Annotated in this window: 17 protein-coding genes and 1 riboswitch; of the genes, 10 read left to right on the top strand and 7 right to left on the bottom strand. The window is 55.0% G+C overall.

What is annotated here, in order from left to right; all coding sequences use genetic code 11:
- The first annotated feature begins 62 nt into the window (after positions 1 to 62).
- Positions 63 to 701, top strand: a complete 639-nt coding sequence (gene sigW / locus FE784_RS36040; RefSeq protein WP_139607085.1) for an RNA polymerase sigma factor SigW — start codon at positions 63 to 65, stop codon at positions 699 to 701.
- Between the two features lie 67 nt (positions 702 to 768).
- Here sigW and FE784_RS36035 read toward each other — a convergent pair whose 3' ends face one another.
- Positions 769 to 2,325: an ABC-F family ATP-binding cassette domain-containing protein gene (locus tag FE784_RS36035; protein WP_139607084.1), complete on the bottom strand. Its 1,557-nt coding sequence runs from the start codon at positions 2,323 to 2,325 to the stop codon at positions 769 to 771.
- Positions 2,326 to 2,453: 128 nt separating this feature from the next.
- Complete coding sequence (locus FE784_RS36030; RefSeq protein ID WP_139607083.1) at positions 2,454 to 4,415, bottom strand: LTA synthase family protein; 1,962 nt, start codon at positions 4,413 to 4,415, stop codon at positions 2,454 to 2,456.
- Positions 4,416 to 4,782: 367 nt separating this feature from the next.
- On the opposite strand from FE784_RS36030, the gene FE784_RS36025 reads away from it, so the two are divergent.
- Positions 4,783 to 4,989, top strand: coding sequence for a hypothetical protein (locus FE784_RS36025; RefSeq protein ID WP_139607082.1), 207 nt, complete (start codon positions 4,783 to 4,785; stop codon positions 4,987 to 4,989).
- A 471-nt stretch (positions 4,990 to 5,460) separates the two neighbouring features.
- Here FE784_RS36025 and FE784_RS36020 read toward each other — a convergent pair whose 3' ends face one another.
- The 4 genes from FE784_RS36020 to FE784_RS36005 all read right to left on the bottom strand — a co-directional run bounded on the left by FE784_RS36020 (position 5,461) and on the right by FE784_RS36005 (position 10,238).
- A complete protein-coding gene (locus FE784_RS36020; protein WP_139607081.1) occupies positions 5,461 to 6,297 on the bottom strand; it encodes a sugar phosphate isomerase/epimerase family protein in 837 nt (278 codons plus the stop codon).
- A gap of 35 nt (positions 6,298 to 6,332) precedes the next feature.
- On the bottom strand, positions 6,333 to 7,304 hold the full coding sequence (locus FE784_RS36015; RefSeq protein ID WP_139607080.1) for a Gfo/Idh/MocA family protein: 972 nt from the start codon (positions 7,302 to 7,304) through the stop codon (positions 6,333 to 6,335).
- 167 nt (positions 7,305 to 7,471) lie between these two features.
- Positions 7,472 to 8,284 (bottom strand): helix-turn-helix domain-containing protein, encoded by an 813-nt coding sequence (locus FE784_RS36010; RefSeq protein ID WP_139607079.1) that lies wholly within the window; start codon positions 8,282 to 8,284, stop codon positions 7,472 to 7,474.
- Between the two features lie 28 nt (positions 8,285 to 8,312).
- On the bottom strand, positions 8,313 to 10,238 hold the full coding sequence (locus FE784_RS36005; protein WP_139607078.1) for an ABC-F family ATP-binding cassette domain-containing protein: 1,926 nt from the start codon (positions 10,236 to 10,238) through the stop codon (positions 8,313 to 8,315).
- A 195-nt stretch (positions 10,239 to 10,433) separates the two neighbouring features.
- Between FE784_RS36005 and FE784_RS36000 the strand changes: the two genes are divergently transcribed.
- The 3 genes from FE784_RS36000 (at position 10,434) to FE784_RS41340 (ending at position 13,264) form a co-directional block, all read left to right on the top strand.
- Positions 10,434 to 11,588: an MFS transporter gene (locus FE784_RS36000; RefSeq protein WP_139607077.1), complete on the top strand. Its 1,155-nt coding sequence runs from the start codon at positions 10,434 to 10,436 to the stop codon at positions 11,586 to 11,588.
- A gap of 111 nt (positions 11,589 to 11,699) precedes the next feature.
- Positions 11,700 to 12,722 carry an aromatic acid exporter family protein gene (locus tag FE784_RS35995; protein ID WP_139607076.1) on the top strand — a complete coding sequence of 341 codons (1,023 nt, stop codon included), beginning with the start codon at positions 11,700 to 11,702 and terminating at the stop codon, positions 12,720 to 12,722.
- A 113-nt stretch (positions 12,723 to 12,835) separates the two neighbouring features.
- Positions 12,836 to 12,918: riboswitch (cyclic di-GMP riboswitch) on the top strand.
- Between the two features lie 172 nt (positions 12,919 to 13,090).
- Positions 13,091 to 13,264 carry a hypothetical protein gene (locus tag FE784_RS41340; RefSeq protein WP_176706761.1) on the top strand — a complete coding sequence of 58 codons (174 nt, stop codon included), beginning with the start codon at positions 13,091 to 13,093 and terminating at the stop codon, positions 13,262 to 13,264.
- A 187-nt stretch (positions 13,265 to 13,451) separates the two neighbouring features.
- Here FE784_RS41340 and nagZ read toward each other — a convergent pair whose 3' ends face one another.
- On the bottom strand, positions 13,452 to 14,666 hold the full coding sequence (gene nagZ / locus FE784_RS35990) for a beta-N-acetylhexosaminidase (RefSeq protein ID WP_139607075.1): 1,215 nt from the start codon (positions 14,664 to 14,666) through the stop codon (positions 13,452 to 13,454).
- Positions 14,667 to 14,814: 148 nt separating this feature from the next.
- Between nagZ and FE784_RS41335 the strand changes: the two genes are divergently transcribed.
- From FE784_RS41335 to FE784_RS41685, 5 genes are all read left to right on the top strand, one after another.
- Positions 14,815 to 15,447, top strand: a complete 633-nt coding sequence (locus FE784_RS41335; RefSeq protein WP_176706760.1) for a hypothetical protein — start codon at positions 14,815 to 14,817, stop codon at positions 15,445 to 15,447.
- Complete coding sequence (locus FE784_RS35985; RefSeq protein ID WP_176706759.1) at positions 15,432 to 16,406, top strand: ABC transporter substrate-binding protein; 975 nt, start codon at positions 15,432 to 15,434, stop codon at positions 16,404 to 16,406. Before FE784_RS41335 ends, FE784_RS35985 begins: the two co-directional genes overlap by 16 nt.
- 126 nt (positions 16,407 to 16,532) lie before the next feature.
- Entirely contained in the window at positions 16,533 to 17,540 is a 1,008-nt protein-coding gene (locus FE784_RS35980; RefSeq protein WP_139607073.1) for an ABC transporter substrate-binding protein, read from the top strand.
- Between the two features lie 536 nt (positions 17,541 to 18,076).
- Positions 18,077 to 19,630: a DUF4127 family protein gene (locus FE784_RS35975; protein WP_139607072.1), complete on the top strand. Its 1,554-nt coding sequence runs from the start codon at positions 18,077 to 18,079 to the stop codon at positions 19,628 to 19,630.
- A 141-nt stretch (positions 19,631 to 19,771) separates the two neighbouring features.
- Positions 19,772 to 20,043, top strand: a 272-nt coding sequence (locus tag FE784_RS41685) for a hypothetical protein (protein ID WP_218103865.1), incomplete at its 3' end; no start/stop codon positions are given.

The following is a 20,043-nucleotide window of genomic DNA, read 5'->3' as shown; positions in this document are numbered from 1 at the left end:
ATTCCCGCAGATTGTGTTATACTGGATGCATAGGGAAGCTTTCGATTTGGGGAGGAAGCGTCATGAATGCTACGGAGGGTACGCTCGTTCAGCTGTCTCGCACCGGCGATTCCGCTGCTTTTATGGAACTGATTCATTTGTATCGGGATAAGCTTCACCGTCTCGCGTACCGGATGCTGAACAATCAGCACGATTCCGAGGATATCGTACAGGAGACGTTCATGCGGGTTTATTTGAATTTGAACCAGTATGACGACACGCAGAAGTTCTCGACCTGGATATACCGGATCGGCAAAAATCTGTGCATCGACCTGCTGCGCAAAAAGAAGGACGTCCGGTCGCTCGATTCCGGTCTGGGCGACGAGAAAGAACGGACCTTTTACGACAAGCTGACCAGCGACGAAATCGGCCCCGAGAACCGGGTGCTGCTGAACGAGTTTCAGGATCAGCTGCGCAAAGTGATCGACAAGCTGTCGGACAAATACAAGACGATCGTGATGTTGTATTATTTGAACGAGCTTACTCTCGAAGAAATCAGCGAGACGCTCGGGCTTCCCGTCACGACGGTAAAAACGAGGCTGTACAGGGGCAGGGAGCAGCTCCGCAAAAAATGGGGGATGACCTTGACGGTCAGCATCATGATGATCTTGTTCAGCATGCTGTTCCAGATCAACATGGACGGCGGTATGGTGAAAGCGTAGCAGGAACGAACCTATAGAAAAAGCCCCGTATCCGTCGAGATGCGGGGCTTTCGATTTACATATGGCTTTACAGCAGCTTGGTCGTCCAAGATTCGCAATTCCATACTTCGGTAGCCACTTCCCGGTAAAATTCAGGTTCGTGGGAAATAAGCAATATCGTTCCTTTGAACGCCTGCAGGGCGCGCTTCAATTCATCCTTGGCTTCTACATCCAGGTGGTTCGTCGGCTCGTCCAATACGAGCAGGTTCGTTTCTTTGTTGATCAGCTTGCACAATCTCACCTTGGCCTTCTCGCCGCCGCTCAATACTTCGATGCGGCTCTCGATATGTTTGGTCGTCAGTCCGCATTTGGCTAGAGCGCCACGGACCTCGAATTGCGACATCGAGGGGAACTCGTTCCACACTTCGTCGATGCACGTATTGCCGCTCGAGCCTTTCATTTCCTGCTCGAAGTAGCCGATGTACAAATGCTCGCCACGCTCTACGGTACCGTCCAACTGCTTGATCTCGCCAAGAATGCTGCGCAGCAACGTCGTTTTGCCGATGCCGTTCGCTCCGACGAGCGCGATCTTCTGCCCGCGCTCCACCCTCAGATCGAGCGGGCGAGACAGCGGTTCGTCGTAGCCGATGACCAATTGCTTCGTTTCGACGACAAGCTTTCCGGACGCTCTCGCATCTTTGAAGCGGAATTCCGGCTTCGGCTTTTCTTTGGCCAGCTCGATGACGTCCATCTTGTCCAGCTTCTTCTGGCGCGACATCGCCATGTTGCGGGTGGATACCCGGGCTTTGTTGCGGGCGACGAAGTCTTTCAGGTCGGCGATTTCCTGCTGCTGCTTTTTAAAGGCGGACTCCAGCTGCATCTTCTTGGCCTCGTGCTGCTGCTCGAAGACGCTGTAATCGCCGACATACCGGTTCAGCTCCTGATTCTCCATATGGTAGATCAGGTTGATGACGCTGTTCAGGAACGGAATATCGTGGGAAATGAGTATAAAGGCGTTCTCGTATTCGTTCAAATACCGCTTCAGCCATTCGATATGCTGCTCGTCCAAATAGTTGGTAGGCTCGTCCAGCAGCAGGATGTCCGGTTTCTCCAGCAGCAGCTTCGCCAGCAGCACCTTTGTCCGCTGACCTCCGCTCAGATCGTGAACGTCCCGGTCGAGACCTATATCTTCCAGCCCCAGTCCGCGGGCGATTTCCTCGACCTTGGCATCGATCATATAGAAATCGTGATTGGTCAGCGTATCTTGAATCGTGCCGACATCCTCGAGCATTTTCTCCAGCTGCTCGGGCGTAGCTTCGCCCATCTTCTCGTACATGCCGTTCATTTCCGCTTCCAATTCGAACAAATAGGCGAATGCGGTTTTCAATACGTCGCGGATCGTCATCCCTTTTTGCAGCGCCGAATGCTGGTCCAAATAACCGACGCGGACCCTTTTGGCCCATTCGACCTTGCCTTGATCCGGTTGGAGCTTGCCGGTAATAATGTTCATGAAGGTCGATTTGCCTTCGCCGTTCGCGCCGATCAGGCCGATATGCTCGCCTTTAAGCAGCCGAAACGAGACGTCGTTGAATATGGCGCGGTCGCCAAAGCCGTGGCTTAAGTTTTTTACGGTTAGTATGCTCATTTTGCACCTTTTTCATGTAATATCGTCTTATTATAGTATGTTCCGGACCCGAAACACAACGGGGTATTCCTGCTATAATGAACAATGCCGACCCGAGAAGGGCCGGCATTGTAATCGGGGCATTTCGATCAGATGGACTCCTCTTCTTCTTCGGCAGGCGCCGCTACGGCTGTAGGGGCGTCGAATTCCATATTGTAATCCGCCAGCGCGGACCCCGACAAATAATCGGCATCGAGGTATTGAGCCAAATAGCGGACTCCGAACAAAATGTCGTACTGCAGCTCTCTGTATGGGTCGATGACCGACTTGGCCGAATCCGGCACGGTATTGTATAAGTTTTGATCCGCATCGACGATCAGGCCGGTCAGCAGCCCGGGGTATTGCTTGAACAAGTCCAGATTGAATTCGAAGTTGGCGGGCAGCTCCATCTCGAGCTTATCCAACACGTATGCGCCAAGGAACGAGTTGCTCATCGTAGGCACTTCATCCTGCGGAAGCTCGAAGTTGGACCACATGACGAACGGTACGCTGTGCATCTTCTTCTGCTCCTCGAGGGACCAGGCCTGGGTTCCGATAAAGCCGCCTTGCTTATACACTTCATAGTCCAGACCGAGCATCGGCAAATGATCGCCGTAAAAAACGATCACCGTCGGCTCGCCGGACTGCTCGAAATGATCGATCAGCATTTGCAGACTTTGATCCGCGTCACGAACGCCATGCGTGTATGTTTCCAGCAAGTTTCTGGCTTCGTCCGTCAAATTGCCCTGTACTTGAATCGGATTTTCCTCATAACGGCCATCATCGTACGATCCGTGGTTTTGCATCGTGACTGCGTAAATAAACATTGGCCGGGACGATTCCTCGACGGCGCTAATAATGCTGCGGGATACTTCGTTATCCGAGATGAAGGTTCCTTTGTACTCGGGATCGTCGAATTTCTCTTTGCTTTTGAAGCTTTCGAAGCCGAGCCACTTATAGACGCTGTCCCGGTTCCAGAACCAGCCGTCGTACGAATGGATGCCCATGCTTTTATAGCCGATATTTTGAAAGTAGCTGGCGAGGCTCGGCACCGGCTGCCGGATATATTGCTGGTACGGGATGGAGCCGCTGGGCAGAAAGCTCATCGAGTTGCCCGTCAGCACCTCGAACTCCACGTTGCTGGTTCCGCCCCCGAATTGAGGCGACAGCAAGTATCCCGAGGTCGACTCCTCCTGGAGCCTGCGGACGGTAGGAATCGGGTCTTCGCTAAACGTTACGTCGGGAAGCAGCGTCGGGTCCCAGAAAGCTTCGTTCATAATAAAGATCACGTTCGGCTGATCTTCCTTCGGGGTGACGGTAGAGGCGTTCCTGCGATCGGATATTTGCTGTGCGACCGTCGCGATGGACGCCTCGCCATAGCCGGGCGGCTTCGATATGATCGAGTTCTGGATGTTCAGCGTGAAAGCGAGTCCGAATCCGTTATACCCGTAGTTATCCTTCTGATTCCATACGACCTCGTTCACCCCGGCGCGATCGTACAGCCGTTGGGCCGCGGGAGTTCTTTCCGCCAAGTTTTGCAAAGCCGCCGCCGCCAACAATACCATTACTATGCGGCTGACGACCGGCATACGGAAGCGGGGAAGGAACAGGCGCAGCAGGAACAGCGAAAGGACGACCGCCGCTACGACGCTTACGCGCACAAGTACCGTCTGGTTCGTCACGAGCGGGATGATGTTGGCGCCTTCCTTCTTCAACAATATATCCCACGGAAAGAACGGCTCTCCGATCATTTTCGTTTTGTAATGACTGATTAAGGCGGCAAGAAACAGCAGCAGAGCTGTGCAGCCTACGGCCGGGAACAAAGAGCCGATCAAGCCGTATAGAAGCAACAGGGCAAAGCAATAAATCAATGCGTTCATCGCAAACAGCGACGGGTTGGCCGCGATCCAATCGGCGGCATCGCCGAACGTGCCGCGCTCGATCGTTTCGACGCCGAATGCTAGCAATAAAGGGAAAATAGCCAATAGCGCGGTTATGACGGCAATTTTTTTGGTGCGGTTGTTCGTTAGCCGGTAAGAAATTCGTTTCCGGAAAAAATAAAGCCTATTCATGATGGTCCATACACTCCTTTCTCTCTAGTACCCCATATATAGTGTAATTGTTGATCCGCAGACCGGGCTTCCACACGTAGCCGGTAAGAGTCTCCAATGTTGTATGCGCCGAGTGTTCGACAGGAAATGGAATGGGAATGGATTGCATATAGTCGCCAATGCCTGATGGACGTAGTTTCTCTCCTTTACCGATTGTAAAGAATGAACCTTAATAAAACCTTAATATTTCTATATACTTCCTATTAAAGAAGTTTCGTGGAGTAGAAACGACCGGTTCACAAAGAGTTCATCTCCGGCGCTTTACTTTGCTGCCTTCCGCGATACAATTAGGATGATCGACCGAAACGGAAACGGAGGGACGGAAACGATGAACGCTATGGTTGTAATCGCGCTGCTCGTATTGATCGGTTTTGCCGCCGTCGCAACGGTCATGATCGGGAATTCCAAGCCGAATAGAGAAGGTAATCCGGATTATGACAAAAAGACGGGAGCCAATACGATCCGGCTGACGCTTTTCTATGTTATGGCCGGAATCGCTTCCTGCTTTGCATTGGTTTGGTATATAACGGGCTAAGCGACAACGTGCATATAAATCGCAAAGAGCGTCAGACTTTCTCCGTACTAGGGGAAAGTCTTATTCATTTAAGAGAGGAATTATGTCGGCATGATATTGCGGGGGGCTGCTTATCAACGAGGTCGCGATCCGTGGCAGGCGGCGTAGCGGGGTTGTTCCTGTAACAAATAGCGGAACTGAAGTATGCTATGGAGCCGAGCACTTGAATTGATGGCAAAGTAACGGAAAACCGTTCCGCTATTCCGCAGTTCCAGTTCATTTTCACCCCGACAGATCGAAATAACGGAAGTCGGTTCCGTTATTTTCAACCGTATACCGGAATTCGAGACCATAGCGGAATATAGTTCCTCTATTAACGGCAGCACGTTGCGCCAGCTTCATTAAGGGACCTCCGGGATGTATGCGGATCTTGATGTCGCAGAAAAAAGACCGTCCCCTGTTCCGTTCGCGGAAGGGACGGTCTTTCGTGTATTAGCGGTCTCGCGGAACGCTATTGATAATCGCTTCCAACTGATTCGCCGTATCGTATACCGCTTGGTGGGGATTCGTCGAGTAGATGCCGATTTCCGCCGTCAGCGTGTCGTCATAGCCGACTTCCCGCAGAGCGGCAATCACTTCCGGCCAGTTCACGTCTCCGGCGAGCAGAGGGACGAAGCCTCCGCCGTTGCCGACAGCCGCTTTGAAATCTTTGACGTGAACTTTGAAAATGCGGCTGCCCAGTATCCGGATCCAATGCTGCGGGAATCCGTACAAAATAATGTTGCCTACGTCGAAATAGACGCCCAGATTCGGCGAGTTCAAATCATCGACATACCGTTTCATTTCGAGCGGAGATAACAGAAACTTGTTCCACACGTTCTCTACGGCGATTTTGACGCCGCGCTTCTCCGCTTCCGGAATAAGCTTCTCCAGCTCGTTCCGGCTGCGCTCGTAGCAATCGTCGTAAGAGGTAGCCGCATTGACAAAACCCGGCACGACCAAAACCGAGTCGGCTCCGATGCGTTCTGCGATTTCCAGCTGCTTGACGACAACGGCTCTTCCTTGCGCCCGAACGTCGGCATCCGGCGAAGACATCGGCGTCTTCCCCTGCAAGCCGGTGGATACGCTTTTCAGCTGCAATCCGTATTCTGCCGCCAGCTTGGCGATCGCATCGGCTTCCCCCGGCGTCGTGTCCGTCGTAAGACCGACGTTGCCCGGCGCGTACAGATTCAATTCCACGGCGTCATAGCCCGCTTTGCGGCTCACCTCGAACAGCTCCTGCAAAGGCGTGCCTGCCGGGAAGCACCATTGGTTGACGCTTTTGAGCATGCGCTATCACTCTCCCTGGTATATGTAGTTATTCGTTATCGGACGGTTGCCGTACTTCCGCTCTCCGCCGCTTCGTTGAATGCAAGCGTCGCTTCTAGCGTCGCGACCGCTTCGGCGTAGCTCCCCAGCACAAGGTCTTGGCGGCCGGTACGTACCGCCTCCACGAATGCGCGGTCCTGCTCCAAATAGAAGTCCGTCTCGCATTTCTCGTTCAGCTTCTGCCCGGCGTCATGGATCGTAAGCGAATTTCCTTTAATGGACAAATAAAAATCTTGTCCGAACAGCTCTACGTCGCCTCGTCCGAAATGAGGGGAGATGCACGAATTGACAAACGAGCCGATCGCGCCGGAACGCAACGTAAACGACGTAACCCCTACGTCCGAAATGGTGGCGTCCGGATCGAGTTGCCGAATCCCGCGTTGGGCGGTCAACGATTGGACCGTATCGAATTCGCCTGCCAAATAGCGGAGAAGATCGACCTGATGCGTCGCTTGCTCGACCACTTGTCCGCCGGATTTATCCTGCTGGGCCCACCATTTCATCGGAGGCAGGCCGCCGATCCGATACGAGAGCACCATGTCGATCTTCTTCCCCTCCAGGTAGCTCTTCGCCTTTTGCACCGTCTCCAAGTATCGCAAGCAGTAGCCGGACGAATTGATAATTCCGGCTTGATCGATCGCGCGGCTGATGCGCCTTGCCGTTTCTTTATCCAGCGCGACCGGCTTTTCCGACAGCAGATGGATGCCTTTGGCCGCGGCCTCCTCCTCGACGGTTCCCCTGGCAAACGGGGGCGTGCAGACGAACAGTGCATCCACCTTGCCCGAATCCATCATCTGCCGGTCGCTCGCAAACACTTCCGCACCATACGTATCCGCGACCTGCTTGGCGCGCTCGGCGTTAATATCGTATATCGCCGTAAGCTCCGCCTGCTCGATTTTTTGCAGCTTCTTGATGTGATTCTCGGCCATGCCGCCGACGCCGATAAATCCGATTTTCACCTTGTTCATGCGGATTCCTCCCAAGCTTGCTTCGTATTTTTTTGGCGAAACGTTACGCTACACGAACAACAATAGTGGAAATGTCCGGAAAAGTATTTATCGAAATGGAACGGGAATTTACGCAAAAAGACACCCTGCCCGGGTGTCTTCGAATGGAAACGGATGAATGCGGACGGCTACGACTGGACGTCGAGGTCGTGCATCGTTTTTTGGCGTTTGCGCCACAGGGAAGGGGAGGTGCCCTCCGCGCATTTGAACCATTGGGAGAACGAATGGAGCCGATGAAAGCCGACCTGCTCGGCGATTTCATTCATGTCCTTGTCGGTCGCGCTGAGCAGCCATTTGGCTTCCTGCATCCGGCATTGCTGCTGGTACTGCTTCGGGCTGAGCCGGTACATTTTCTCGAAGGTGCGACGGAATCCGGCTACCGTAAGTCCGGTCAGCTCGGCCAGATCGGCCACCTGAACGTTCTGGCGCAAGTTTTCCCGGAGAAAGTCGGCGGCCTTCGTGATCGTCATCGCCTGCAAGTCCGTCTGGGAATGCTCGTACAAGTAGAGCAGCAGCAGCTCCGCCCATACGGCATGAGTCCGCTGCGGCTCCTTCAGAGGAGAAGCGAGCACGCGCAGCCATTCCCGGAACAGCTTCTCGAAGCGGTCGCGGTCGATACGGGATAAGGCGTAAATTCGCGGCTGCCCATACCCGCGGGCAAGCTTGTCGGCGACCTCCCTGAGTGCGGGCGGCATTCCTTGCAGGTGAAGCACTCCGAACCGGACCTTCGTCACGGCGGCGAACCGGTGCGAAATGCCCGGCGGTATGATGACGACATGACCGGTCTCGATGAACGCCTTGCGCTCCGGCCATTCGAACAAGCCGCGTCCTTCGAGGACGATTTCGATTTCGAGCGTCGTGTTCTGGTGGAAGCCGACATCGTGCCATTCTTCACTATAGGTTCCGATAGAGCCGCGTTTGTAAAAAGCCGGTTGCTCCATGGCCGTCCCTCCAACCGTACAAGGGGATTTATCCGTTCTTCTGCCGCTCTATCCGTTCGGCCAGCTCGGTCAAGTACGTCCAACGCTCCAACAAGCTTTCCAGTGCCGCTTCGAGCTCCTGATGCCGGGAGGTCAGCTTGGAGAGCGCTTCGTAATCGGTGCCGGCATTCGCGATCGCTTCCTCGATTTCCTGGACGTCACGCTCCGCCCGTGCGATCAGGTCGTCGATTTCCCCGTATTCCTTCTGTTCCTTGAACGAGAATTTCAACGCTTTCTCCCTGGAGCGATTATCGGAGGCCGAATCGGCGGAAGGGGCGGCCGCTTTCTTCTCCTTGACGGAAAGCGAAGCCGCCTCCGTCTCCTTCAGGCGTTCCCGGTATTCCGAGAAATTGCCGGCGTGATGCGATATTTCGCCGTTTCCTTCGGCGACGAGCAGCGAATCGACGGTCCGGTCCAGGAAGTAGCGGTCATGGGAGACGACGAGGACCGCGCCCTGGAACCGATCCAAATAATCCTCCAGAACGGTCAGCGTTTGAATATCGAGATCGTTCGTCGGCTCGTCCAGCAGCAGCACGTTCGGCCCTTCCATCAAGATGCGCAGCAAGAACAGCCGCCGCTTCTCGCCTCCGGACAAATTGGCGATCGGGGTCCATTGCGCCGACGGAGGGAACAAGAACCGCTCCAGCATTTGCGAGGCGCTGATCAGCTCGCCGTCCGACGTGCGTACTTGCTCCGACGCTTCGCGGATATATTCGATCACCCGCAACGATTCGTTCAGCTCTTCGTTTTCTTGCGAGAACATGCCGATTTTGACCGTGGAGCCGATGTCGAGCCGTCCGGAGTCCGGCGTCAGCGAGCCCGCGATCAGCTTAAGCAGCGTGGATTTGCCCGCTCCGTTCGGTCCGACGATGCCGATCCGATCGTCCCTCTGCACGATATAGCTGAAGGAGCGTATAATTTCGCGCTCTCCGTACCGTTTGGAGACGTCGTGCAGCTCGATCACCTTTTTCCCGAGCCTTGCGCCCGACAGCGCTATGTCCATATCCTGCGCCGCCGCATCTGGCGCGGCATCCTGCAGCTTCTCGAACCGTTCGATCCGCGCCTTTTGCTTCGTCGAGCGCGCCTTGGCTCCACGCCGGATCCAAGCCAGCTCGCGGCGGAACAAATTTTGGCGCTTGTCCTCCGACGCTTGCTGCTGCGCCATTCTTTCGGCCTTCTGCTCGAGGTAAACGCTGTAGCTGCCCGTGTAGCCATACAGCTTGCCGCCGTCAAGCTCGACGATGCGCTGGGCGACCCGGTCGAGGAAATAGCGGTCATGCGTAATCATGAGCAACGCCGATTTGGACTTGGATAAATGCTGCTCCAGCCAATCGACGGTATCGGTATCGATATGGTTCGTCGGCTCGTCCAAAATCACAATATCCGCAGGGCGAATAAGCGCGCCGGCGAGTGCGACCCGTTTGCGCTTGCCCCCGGACAGCGTTCCCATGCGGGCCTCGAAATCGTCGATACCGAGCTTTGCCAATATCCGTTTCGCTTCGTTCTCCACTTGCCATGCGTCGGCCGCATCCATCCGTCCGCTCAGCTCGAGCAGCCGCTTCTGCAGCGCGGGGCTGTCCTCTCCGCGCTCGAGCTGTCCGATCGCCTGCTCATAGTCGCGGAGCAGCTGCATAAGCGGGGAGCGCCCGCTGAAGATGTGGCCCAATACGGTAGCATCGTCGTCCATCGGCGGATTTTGCGGCAAATATTCGACCGAAATGCCGTTGCGAATCGAAATCGTCCCTTCGTCGGGCTGCTCCGCTCCGGCTATCACTTTCAGCAGCGTCGATTTGCCGGTGCCGTTAATGCCGATCAGTCCGATTTTCTCCCCTTCGTTTACGCTGAAGGATACTTGCTCGAACAGCTTTTTCATGCCGAAGCTTTTGCTGAGTCGTTCTGCGGTCAATAGATTCATTGGATTCGGTTCCTTATTATATTTGTATTGTAAACTCAAGCATAGCATATTTCGTCGCGGAACAGAACGTTTGGCGCATCATTTGCTTGCCGCGTCCGTACGGATTGACGCGCCGCGAACAAGCGTGATATCTTAGACACCGTAAGCGGGACAGGTACGATTTGGCCTTTGGACACCGAACGGGAGCTGAACAGCATGAATCGATTGCAGCCTTACGCGCCGCATGTTTACTATTTTTTCTTCTTTGCCGCCGCGGCCTCCTATTCGCCGTTCCTCGGCTATTGGCTGAGGGAAGCGGGCTTGACCAGCCAGCAAATCGGGGCGCTGTATGCGATCGGACCGTTGGTGGCCCTTTTCGTTCAGCCGGTATGGGGGCTGCTGTGCGATAGACACGGCATCGAGAAAGCGGTACTCATGCTGTGCGGCTTGATGACTCCGGCCATCGCCTTCGGATATTCGACGGGCGGAGGATTCGGTTTTTACGCCGCGACGGCCGTAGTGCTGGCTATCTTCAATTCTCCGATGGTTCCGCTGTCCGACGCCATTGCGGTAGCACATGCGCAAAAGCACCGGCAAACGTACGGGGCCGCCCGGGTATGGGGCTCGATCGGATTCGCCCTGACGGTTTCGCCGATCGGCATTATTTATTCGCATATCGGCATCGAGCATATGTTCGTCGTCTATATGTCGATGATGGTCATCGTGGTCGGAATCGCCATGCTGCTGGAGAAGGGCGGGGTTAGAAGAAACGCCTCGTGGCGCGATGTAGGCAAGCTGCTGAAGAAAAAGGAATTTTCCGTTTTTTTGCTGCTCGTTCTGCTTGTCGCGTGCGGCACGCAAAGCTTCAGCGTGTTTTTCTCCGTCTATCTCGGCACGACGGGCGGCAACGTTTCGGAGAAAATCGGCTGGCTGACCGCCGTGTCGGCGCTGTCCGAGCTGCCGTTTTTTATTTTTGCCGCCCGCTTCTCCGAACGGTTCGGTTACCGGAGGATGCTGGCTCTGGCAGCTTTTGCCGCCGCGCTTCGCCTATGCATCGTGTCGTTCGACCCGCCTATGGGGGTGCTTCTGCTTACCCAACCGCTGCAAGGAATAACGTTCGCCTTGTTCTACGCCGCGGGCGTTCAATACGCCAATGATTTATGTCCGGAAGGCTGGAAGACGACGGCCCAGACCTTGTTCAGCATGGTGTATACGAATTTGGCCATCTTGATCGCGAGCAATTTCGGCGGCTGGCTGATCGACCATTCCGGCTTCGATACGTTGTTCCGGTTGGCGGCAGTTCTATGCTGTATCGGGGGAATCGGCTTTCTTGCCGTAAGGCAATTGGGGCGCGGTATCGAGAGAGTTTGAGTTTTGTGTTATGTATACGTCAAATAAAATGACATTAACATAAAAAATACGCATCTCCACTCCTCCTTGTGTTATGATATATAACATAAAACGGAAAGGTGGAGATTCTTTATGTTGGTCGGACTTCGTGTTATCAAAACCGTCATTGCTATCGCGATCAGCATCTCGATCGCCCGTCTGCTGAAATTGGAGCCGGATCACTTCGCGGGCATCATCTCGATGCTCGCCGTCCAGCCTTCCGTGTATCGGTCGCTAAAGCATACGCTATCCCATCTGGCCAGCGCTCTCTTCGCCGCTCTGCTCGGTATCGGAGCCGCACTATTTATCGGGGATTATTCCATCGTCATCGCGGGCGTGTCGCTGCTCGTCATGGCGATTCACGTCCGTCTGCGTAAAACCGCATCGTTGACGCTCGCCGTAATCGTCGCCGTGAACACGGTCGGCACGTCCGACGAGCTGCACGGCAACGCTGCCTATCATCAGCTGATGCTCGTCATTATCGGCATGCTGGTCGGAACGGCAGTCAATTTGATCCGCAAGCCGGTTCACCGGGAACGGGAGGAAGTGCTGCTGGTGAAATCGGAAAGCATGCTCCGCACGATGCTTTATTATGTCCAGTACGACCTGATGTCCAGCCGAATGACTCCATATAAGCCGCAAATGCGCATGCAAATCGAAGAGGTTCGGAGCTATGTGGAATCGGGCAAGGAAATATCCGGCCTGATCCGGGAAGATCGCTGGCTGAACCGGAAGGACTCCTTCGAGCCCGGTCATTTGTTCCGTACGTACGAGACGATGCTCGAGAGGGTACGGGATTTGGTGAAAGCTTTGCAGAAGGCGGATTTGTCCTGTCCGGAACGCGCGCGTCTGATCCGGGCGATCGATTTGACGGTCCGACTGCAGGAGCGGGTCATGCAAGGAAAGAAAATTCCGTCAGGGCTCATGCTTAAGGCGTTGAGGCCCGAGCTGCTGAAGGCGGACGGACCGGATTCCGCCTACATGCTGTTCCCTTACTATCAGGCGTACGAGGCGCTGACGGAATATGTTCAGGAGTTTGCCGGCATCAAGCAAACGTTCCTGTTCGTATCCTCCCGGTCGATCGTGGACGGACGCGACGCTTTTTTCAGAATATGACGGCAATGAATCGGATAGGTCTTTATGCCTATTTAATTTGGTGGAGGTAGTTCTTTTTTATAAGTAGTCATGCTATAATGAAATCGATTCGAATATGACAAGTTTTCACTAAGATCGACAAATGGCAAACCTATCGAAAGGTAGGGACGCAAAGCTGCAGGCCTAATGGATTTCCTAAGGCGGCTGGGTTGCCGAAATTGAGGTGATTTCCGTTTATTTTGGCGATCACTGCCCGATTTTGGGCGGTTTTTCTTTTTTCGGGCGGATCGCCGCCGTTGGAAGCGCAGTTTGCGAGAGTATGAGGGAGGCTAATGACGAGTACCGTATTGCACGCAGCTACTATTCATCGACAATGGAGGAACAAGGCTATGAATGAACCGGGAATGCGCGAACTGACCTTGGAGCTGGAGCAATGGATTAGTGAGGCCGGCGTAAACGGATTGCTGCAAAGTTTCGACAACATGACGAAAGAGGAGCTGATCCGGTTTACGGAAGCGTTGGGCACGGTGCAGCAATACATGCTGACCGTCCATAAGCGGTGATGATCGGCAATAAGCATATAACAGCGGCGAGCGTTGGCTTGCCGCTTTTTCTTATGGAGGCAAACAGCGGCCGGTGTGACACCGCGAGATGGAAATAAGGTTCAAAAGAGCACTATCCGCTCGAAAAGCTGCCCCCGAGGCAAGTATAGCGCCGATTTGAACCTTAACGTCCCTGGCAAGCTGCTGCTCACTTGCCCGCAGCCGCCTTCAACGCGGAGTTGATTTTCTCCACGTCCACCGGACCGGACGGGGTGTCCTTCAAGCTATAGCGTTCCTTTAGAGATAAAATCCGGTAAACGCTCCGATCGATTTGCTCCTTCGGAATCGTGCCGGATTCGGCCGCTTGTACGAGCGAGTCGATCGCCTTTTTCACCTGCCCGTATTCGTGCGCTACCAGTATGATGTCGCTTCCGGCCTTGACGGATCGGACGGCTGCGGAGCCCACGTCCATATGCTTCACGATCGCTCCCATCGTCATGTCGTCGGTCATGACGATTCCATCGTAGCCCAGCTCGCCGCGCAGCAGGCCGGTAATGACCTTGGACGACATCGAGGACGGAGAGTCCGGGTCGATTTTCGGCAGTAAAATATGCGCGATCATGACGGCATCCGCTTTCGAGCGAATCGCCTCGGAGAATGGTACGAGCTCCAATTTCCGCAGCTGCTCGGGCGTCTTGTCCACGACGGGCAATTCAAGGTGGGAGTCGACGGACGTGTCGCCATGTCCGGGAAAATGCTTGACGACGGGGATGACCCCTTTCGACCGGAGGCCGAGCATCTCCTCGATGCCGAATGAGCTTGCGACGGATGCGGTCGAGCCGAACGAACGGCTGCCGATCACCGGATTGTCCGGATTGCTGTCGACGTCGAGTACGGGAGCGAAATTCATGTTGAAGCCGAAGGCGCGGAGCTGTTCCCCGATCGCTTCGCCGAATGCGCGCGCCTTTTGAACGCTGCCCGATTTCCCGATGTCCCGGCTGGACGGGATGGCGGCGAACGATGACGGCAGCCGGTTCACTCTGCCGCCCTCCTGGTCTACGCTAAGCAGCAGCGGTACGGGATTGGAGCGGTTCGCTTCCTTCAGCCCGTTCAGCAGGGCGACCGTTTGCTCGGTCGATTCGATATTCGGTTTGTATAAAATAAATCCCCCGATGCGATCGTCGACGATCAGGCTTCTCGTATGCTCGTCGATGTCCGTCCCTTCCACTCCGGCTATAATCATTTGCCCCAGCTTCTGTTTGAGCGGCATTTCCTCTATTTTCACCCAGAGCGGATCCCGTTCGATTTTCGAATCGGAGGGAGGCTCGTTTGTTTGCTGTCGTGTATCCTTGGCACAACCGGCGGCTCCCAATAGGAGCGTTGCCGACAGCGCCAGCGCGAACAAAGATCGTGATAGCCTCATGACAAAATTCTCCTTTCCGGTCCTATCCAGCAATATGCCCATCGCGAACAAGCGGAATACGCGGCGATTGATACTGAGAACGGTTATCAATATAATAAGGGTAAAGCTTTTATTGACGGCAACGCGTCAGACGGGGGAGAAAACCATAGTGGATCGTATCCATTCTAAAGTATACCGGCTTATGAGAGCCGGATCCAGCGAAGCGGTTCCCGAAGAGCTGCCGGTCAAGGAAATGTCCGCCTCGTACATGCTGATCGTCGTCGCTTCAGGAAGCGCGGAAGCGTATATCGAAGGCAGGGCCTGCAAGCTGAATCCCGATTCCGTCGTATTCCTGAATCCGCGCGCTTGTCTGGAAATTCACCGTGTTTGCGGCAGCAGACTGAAATGGCATGCCATCGCCTTCGAAATATGGAAGGTGGCGGAGGAGGACTCGGACGGGCGGCAAACGCTCGTTAAGGAAACGTCCGATTATAAGGAAACCGGGCAGATCGAAACCCGATTTTCCCGTACGATATCCGCATCGGCTGCCCAACTTGTAAAAGCATGGCGGCATGCCGGCGTGAACGAGGGGATGAGCTTTCAGGCCGACTCCTTATTCATGAACGTTCTGCATCATTTGGCGAGCAATCCGTCCAATGGCGACGAATACGATTCGGAGCGGCGCATTCGCGAAGCCGTCTCTTACATCCGGGACAACTATCGGGAGGATATTACCGCGAGTTATTGTCTCATAGGTGCGGGCTCACGCCGGAATATTTCTCGTCCGTGTTCAGAAAAGTGACGGGTTGTACGTTCGCCGACTATTTGGCACGGGTGCGCATCGCCAAAGCGAAGGAACAGCTGCTCGTCTCCAAAAGCACGCTGAATCAAATTGCGCATACGGTCGGATATGCGGACGGTCTCTATTTGAGCCGCAAATTCAAACAGATGGTCGGTTTGTCGCCTACCGCCTATATCAAGAAGCCGAAGAAGATCGTATGCCTGCAGTACCTCGGACATATTCTCGCGTTGGGACTAACTCCGGCGGGAACGACGGCCAAGCAGCTGTCGCCCTTTGCGCTGTCCCCAATAACATCGGGAATTCGGGATGTAGGAATACCGGTATCATTACCCAAAATCGCCGGACTCGAACCGGACCTGATCTTGACGATACGCGAACAGCACGAGCATTTGTCGCAAATCGCCACGACGATAGCGATACCGTGGGGGCGGCTTGATACGCTGCGGGAGCTCGAGTATATCGGCGAGCTGCTGGACAGGCGGAACGAAGCCGAGGCTTGGATCGCCGGATTTTGCGAGAAGGAGGAACGGGCTCGCCGGGAGGTGGCGGGGATCGTAGGAAAAAGGGAATCCGTCGCCGTATACGAAATATGGGGCGACCGCATATGGGCGGTCAATATCGGCTATGGCCGCGGAACGAGAAATCTATACAAGACGCTTGGCTACTCGCCTCCGCAGACGTTGGCCGAACACGTGCTGGGGAAAGGTCCGGGCAAGGAGATTCCGTTCGATCGTTTGCCGCAATATGCCGCGGATCATATGTTTGTCAGCGTCTGGAAAGAGCATGGCGGCGAGAAGCAGGCGAAGCGGTTGATGGAGAGCGAGCAGTGGAGAGGCTTGGACGCGGTGCGCAATAACCGAATATACGATATTGATCTCGACACGTTCGTTTGGAACGACCCGCTATCCATCGAGAAGCAGCTGACCGTCCAGACCCGGCTGCTGCGGCGGCAATGCTGATCGGCAAGCTTTCGGACCATCATACAATAGTCCATGCCAAATCTTATATTCGGAAATAGACGCAATCTCCGGCTGTTGTTACGATTATATTGATAATGATTATCAATGTTGTCTGGAGGGGAAGACATGCCATATTTGAAACGAGTCCTATTCGCCGGTTTGGCCGCCGCGTTGTTGGCCGTAATGCTCGCCGCTTGCGCGAGCAAGCAAGACGAAGCCGTGAATGCCGCATCGGGGGCGAAAAGCGCGGGGCAAGGTGCGGCCGAGGCCGCCCGGACGACAGACAAGCCCAAAACCCGCCTTTACAAAACGGTGAAAGGGGACATCGAAATTCCGGTCGAGCCGAAACGGATCGTCGCCACGCAATACCTCGGTCATTTGCTGACGTTGGGCGTGAAGCCGGTCGGAGCGGGCTCCGCGAGCTTGAAGCAATATTTCCTGAAGGATAGGACGGAAGGGATAGCGGATATCGGGGACGATTCCGTTGCCTTGGAGAAAATCGCGCTGCTGGAGCCGGACTTGATCATACGGCCATCGGACAAAAACTACGAGCAGTTTTCCAAGATCGCTCCAACGATCGTCGTGCCTTGGGGGCAGAAGGATGTCATGGACGAGCTTCGAGATTTCGGCGAAATGGTAGGAAAGAAGGCCGAGGCCGAAGCGGCGATCAAGCGGTTCGAAGCGAAGGCGGCCGAAGCGAAGCAAAAGCTGGCCGGCGTCATCGGGCCCGACGAAACCGTAGGCGTTTACGAAATATGGGCGAAAAGCTTCTGGGCGGTCAGCCAGAGCTTCGGGAGAGGGACGCGCAATCTGTACGCGAGTCTGGGCTACTCGCCACCGGAATCGTTGAAGAAATATATATTCGAGAAAGGCGGCTCCGGTCTGGACATGTCGCTCGAAGTACTGCCGCAGCATGCCGCGGATCATATGTTCGTTACGGTGTATGCCGCTGACGGAGGGGATAAGCGCGCCGCGGACATCATGAATAGCGAGCTGTGGAAGGACCTCCCCGCCGTCAAAAACAACCGCGTCTACAAGCTGGATATCGATCAGTTCGCCGCGGGCGATCTCATCTCGCTGGAGAAGCAGCTGGACATTCAGGTGCAAATGCTGCTGTCGCAAAACAAAAAATAAATCAAGCGCAGCCGTCCCTTATTGGGGACGGCTTTTTAATGCATCCGCATAATCCGCATACGACCTGGAGGGCTGTCGATGAGGCGGGAGCAATATGCTGCCGACTATAGAGGAACCGATTTCCGTTATTGTTCCATATTTGGATACGTCTCCGAATATAACGGCACACATTTCCGTTATTTTGGAGCTTTCGGGGCGAAAATGAGGATGAACAGTGGAATAGCGGAGCCGATTTCCGTTATGTTGTCATCGACACGCGTAACCGTGTCAATAAGATACGCCAGTTCCGTTATTTTATCGATTCGCGGTCTGCCGGTCGTCGGCAAAGGCGCCGAGCCTCCGTCGGTCATGCCATGCATGCGCGTCTGGAGGCGAACTATGCTGACGACGTTTTTTACCGGAGAGGTTGTGTCTCTTTCCTGCCGAATTTTGCTTTTCCAAACGGCCGGGTTCGTGATAGAATGGAGTTATTCTCCAAAGTATATAAAACAAAATGGAAATAAGCTCTATTACTTCATGCCACGGGGAGAGAAACCATGCACAAGATCGTATATGTCCCGCTAGATGAAAGACCTTGCAATTATCGCTATCCGTTGTATTTGGCGTCCATGACCGACCTTGAGCTGCAAGTGCCGGAAATCGGACTGCTGGGCCGCAAAAAGACGCCTGCCGACACGGATGCGGTCCGCGATTGGCTGGTCGGTGCCGCATCGGAAGCCGACGCGCTGATCGTCTCGATCGATATGCTCGTTCACGGAGGGATCGTGCCTTCCCGTCTTCATCATACATCGGAAGCGGCGTGCAAGGAGCGTCTCGGAGTTCTGGCCCGGCTGAAACAATCGAATCCGCGATTGCGCATATACGCCTTCAACCTGATCACTCGCGTTCCCGCCTATTCCAGCTCGGAGGAAGAGCCGGATTATTATGCGGATTTCGGCAACGAGCTGTACACGTACGGCTGGCTGAAGGACAAGGCCGAGCAGGAGGCGCTGGATGCGGACGAGACGGCCCGTCTCGAATCGTTATTGGCGACCATCCCGCAGAGCGTGCTGGACGATTTCCTGACCCGCCGCAAAACGAACGCTTACGTCAATGCGGAGACGATGAAGCTTGTCCGAGACGGCGTAATCGATTTTCTGATCATCCCGCTCGACGACAACTCCAAATACGGCTTCAGCCCGCTCGAGCAAAGAAAGCTGTCGCTGTTGGCGGAAGAGCTTGACCTCGGCGACAAAATCATGATCTACCCGGGCGCCGACGAAATCGGCTGTACGCTGTTTGCCCGGGCGTTTTGCGAAGCGAAGCAGTATACGCCGAAAGCGTTCGTCCGCTATTCCTCGGTTCATGGGCCGTTTGTCGTTCCGAAATACGAGGACAGGTCGCTCGGGGAAAGCATCAAATATCACTTGACGGCGGCAGGCGCGGTCTCGCACGACAACTCCTGCGGCACCGACTTCATCCTGATGACGAACTCGCCGCCTGTCGGCCAGAAGGAAATGGCCGAGTGCTCGACTCCATACGGCCAGCGCCACCGTTCGTATTTCTCGGAGGTGAATACGAAGGAGTTCGTACAGGCGATCCGACATTACATTCGCGAAGGACACATGGTCGCTCTCGCGGACGTCGCCGTAAGCAACGGCTCGGATCATCCTTTCATGAAGCTGGTCAGCGCCAGCGGGCTGTTGCACGAAATCGCGGCGTATGCGGCCTGGAATACGTCGGGCAATACGATGGGAACCGTCGTTTCCCATGCGGTGATCGAGTCGTATTATCGCGGCCGCGGGGACGATTCGGCGGAACGGTTGAACCGGAGCCGCGCCTATTATTATTTCCGTCTTATCGAGGATTGGGGCTATCAGGCGATCGTCCGCAAGGACGTCATCCATAACGAGCTGCCGAAGCTTGGGGCAAGCTACTATGAGCTGACTCACGTGCAGGCGGAAGTATATGCCGTCATTCGCGAGAAGCTCGAGCAGTTTTTTGCGCAATACGTTCAGGAAGGCTGTCCCGGCCGTGTCCGGATCGAGGATGTCCACTTGCCGTGGAGCCGGATGTTCGAGGTCGGGTTCGAAGCGGTGCTCGAGCAATAAGAGTTGTATGGAGGCTGCCCGGAGCGGGCGGCCTCTTTTGCGTCCCGTTTCCAGGCGTGCCGGTGAAAGAAGGCGCGTCAGGTTAGTTCAACGTGCTGCAACACCGTTCCCGTCGCCGAAATTCGGCGCACGGACGGGAAGGTGGAGGTCGCCCGGTGCTGGCAGTACGAAATTGCGGAGCGCTTACTTATAGCGCTGAAACCAACCTTATTCCGCGAAAACAGTATGCTCGGATCGCGCATAGTGCCGATTTCAGCACTATCCTGGTGCGACTGGGCGGTCGAATCGGGTGGCGTGGAGAATATAGCGCTGAAACCAACCTTATTCCGCGAAAACGGTATGCTCGGATCGCGCATAGTGCCGATTTCAGCGCTATCCTGGTGCGACTGGGCGGTCGAATCGGGTGGCGTGGA

Source organism: Paenibacillus hemerocallicola, assembly GCF_006265175.1.
Classification (GTDB): domain Bacteria; phylum Bacillota; class Bacilli; order Paenibacillales; family NBRC-103111; genus Paenibacillus_AB; species Paenibacillus_AB hemerocallicola.
The sequence above is the reverse complement of the archived record's forward strand: the minus strand, read 5'-3'. Positions and strand labels throughout refer to the sequence as shown.